At 73.0% G+C, this 2,434-nt stretch carries 3 protein-coding genes; 2 read left to right on the top strand and 1 reads right to left on the bottom strand.

Going from position 1 to position 2,434, the window contains the following annotated elements:
- Nucleotides 1-216 precede the first annotated feature (216 nt).
- Together ACPYOM_RS21640 and ACPYOM_RS21635 are read left to right on the top strand one after the other, a co-directional pair.
- Nucleotides 217-777: an NADPH-dependent FMN reductase gene (locus ACPYOM_RS21640; RefSeq protein WP_481343967.1), complete on the top strand. Its 561-nt coding sequence runs from the start codon at nt 217-219 to the stop codon at nt 775-777.
- A gap of 150 nt (nt 778-927) precedes the next feature.
- The gene (locus ACPYOM_RS21635; RefSeq protein ID WP_481343968.1) at nt 928-1,242 is read left to right on the top strand and encodes a hypothetical protein; all 315 of its coding nucleotides are present in this window, start codon (nt 928-930) and stop codon (nt 1,240-1,242) included.
- A gap of 105 nt (nt 1,243-1,347) precedes the next feature.
- Here ACPYOM_RS21635 and ACPYOM_RS21630 read toward each other — a convergent pair whose 3' ends face one another.
- Nucleotides 1,348-2,346: an aldose epimerase family protein gene (locus ACPYOM_RS21630; protein ID WP_481347534.1), complete on the bottom strand. Its 999-nt coding sequence runs from the start codon at nt 2,344-2,346 to the stop codon at nt 1,348-1,350.
- Nucleotides 2,347-2,434 lie beyond the last annotated feature (88 nt).

Here is a 2,434-nt window from a genome sequence, read left to right as displayed (position 1 = left end):
TCCGTCGTCGGCAGCGTCAGATGTGTATAAGAGACAGGAGACCGCCCCGAGCCCGACTGCGGGCCACCCGCTACGTCAGTGCTCACTCCGACTGAGCAGTGACGTAGCGAACGGGCCTCACGTCCGCCGGTCAGCGGCGCGGGTGCAGGCCGCGCGCAGGGTCACGTCGACCCGGACGAGCGGAATAGAACCGGACCGGGGTCCGTTTGGTGTGTCATGACCAACGCTGCCACGCCCCGCACCCGAGTCGCCGTCCTCGTCGGGAGCCTGCGCTCCGGCTCGGTGAACCGCCGCATCGCCGAGGCCCTGCGAGACCACGCCCCCGACGGCGTCCAGCTCGAGATCGTCGACGGTCTCGGGGCGCTGCCCTTCTACAACGAGGACATCGACGGCGCCGACGCCCCGTCGGTGGTCACCGACCTGCGTCGCGCGGTGGGCTCCGCCGACCGCGTCCTCGCCGTCACCCCCGAGTACAACGGCACCATGCCGGCCGTGCTCAACAACGCCATCGACTGGCTGTCGCGCCCGTTCGGCCAGGGCGCCATCAAGGACAAGCCCTTCGCCGTCGTCGGCGCGACGCCGACGCCCTACGGCGGCAAGTGGGCCCACGAGGACACCCGCCGCTCGGCGAGGATCGCCGGCGCCCACGTCGTCACCGACGTCGAGGTGTCCCAGACGACGATCGACACCGACGTCCTCGGCGACCCCGAGGTCTTCGGCCGGCTCACCGACGCCCTCGCGACGCTCGTGGCCGCGGACACGTCCGTCGCCGCCTGACAGGCCGGGCCGCCGACCCCTGCGGCGTACACTCGAGACGGCGCACGAACGCCCGGGCGACGCCGCCCCGACGCACTCCGCACGACGCCTCCCGACCCGGTCGGGAGGGTCGGGGGGTCGTCACCCGTGACCAACGGACCAGGAGGTGCCATGGGTGACAACATCGGACTCTGGGTGCTGCTCGCCATCGTCGTCGTGCTCGTCGCGGGGGCTGCCATGCTGCAGAGCCGGCGCGGAGGGACCAACGACACGCTGAACCGCCACGGCGACGAGACCGTCGTCGAGCGCGACCACCACCCCGAGGGGGCAGAGCGCTCCCACCTCGTCGGCAACCCGCCGATCGACACCATCACGACCCAGGGCTGGGGCGTGGCCCAGGCCGGCGAGGGCGCGATGCCCGAGGAGCTGCCGGAGGACGTCCACCCCGAGTACCACGAGGACCCGCACCACCGCCGCCGGCACTGACCGGCGCACCGGCGAGCTCGACCTCCACCACGACGCTCGACCGACCTGCCACCCGCGACCACGAGACCGACGGCCGCACCCCTTCGCGGGGTGCGGCCGTCGCCGTCAGGCCAGGTGCCAGACCGTCGTCGTGCGCAGGGTCTCGCCGGGGCGCAGCACGGTCGAGGGGAACTCCGGGCGGTTGGGGGCGTCGGGGAAAGCCTGCGTCTCCAGGGCGATGCCGGCCCGCGGCCCGTACGCGCGACCGGACAGGCCGACGATGCTGCCGTCGAAGTGCGTGCCGGTGTACACCTGCATCCCCGGCTGGTCCGTCTCGACGGTGAGCGTGCGCCCGCCGCGACCGGTGAGGACCGCCGCCGTCCGCATCCCCGAGCCCCGCAGGACGACGTTGTGGTCCAGGCCCCGAGCGTGGCGCAGCTGCTCGTCGTCGAGGGCGAGACCGTCTCCCAGACGACGCGGAGACCGCCAGTCCAGCGCGGTGCCGTCGACGGCCTCGACGCCCGTGGGCAGCAGGTCGGCGCCGACCGCGGTGAAGGCGTCGGCGTCGAGGCGCAGCTCGTGGTCCTCGACGCCGCCGCTGCCCTCGCCGTCGAGGTTGAAGTAGGCGTGGTTGGTGAGGTTGACGACCGTCGGCCGGTCGGTCGAGGCCGCGTAGTCCAGGTGCACGGTGCCGGGAGCGATGCGGTAGGTGACGTCGACCTCGAGCCGGCCCGGGAAACCCTGGTCTCCGTCGGCACTGCTCAGGTGGAGGCGCACGTGCTCGGGGCCGGCGTCCGTCACGGTCCAGACCCGGCGGTCGAAGCCGGCCGGGCCGCCGTGCAGGGTCGTGGTCCCCTCGTTGGCCGGCAGCACGTACGTCGTGCCGTCGAGGGTGAACCTTCCACCGGCGATCCGGTTGGCGTACCGGCCGATGGTCGCACCGAGGTAGCCCCCGTCGGACGCGTACGCACCGGGGTCCGCGTGGCCGAGGACGAGGTCGACGGGGTCGGGGGAGTGCGCGTCCTCGACGACCAGTCGACGCACGGCTGCGCCGGCGGTCATGACCTCGAGGGTGAGGCCGTCGGTCCGGAGCTCGACGGACGTGGGGTGGCGGGGGGTCGACACGGGTCCTCCTGCGCGTAGGTGGGGATGTGGTGCCGGGCGGCCTGTCGGGGCCTGTCTCTTATACACATCTGACGCTGCCGACGACGGA

The organism is Monashia sp. HAY1-2A, from assembly GCF_056755315.1.
Note: the sequence above shows the minus strand (reverse complement) of the source record. Positions and strands in the feature narration are given on the sequence as shown.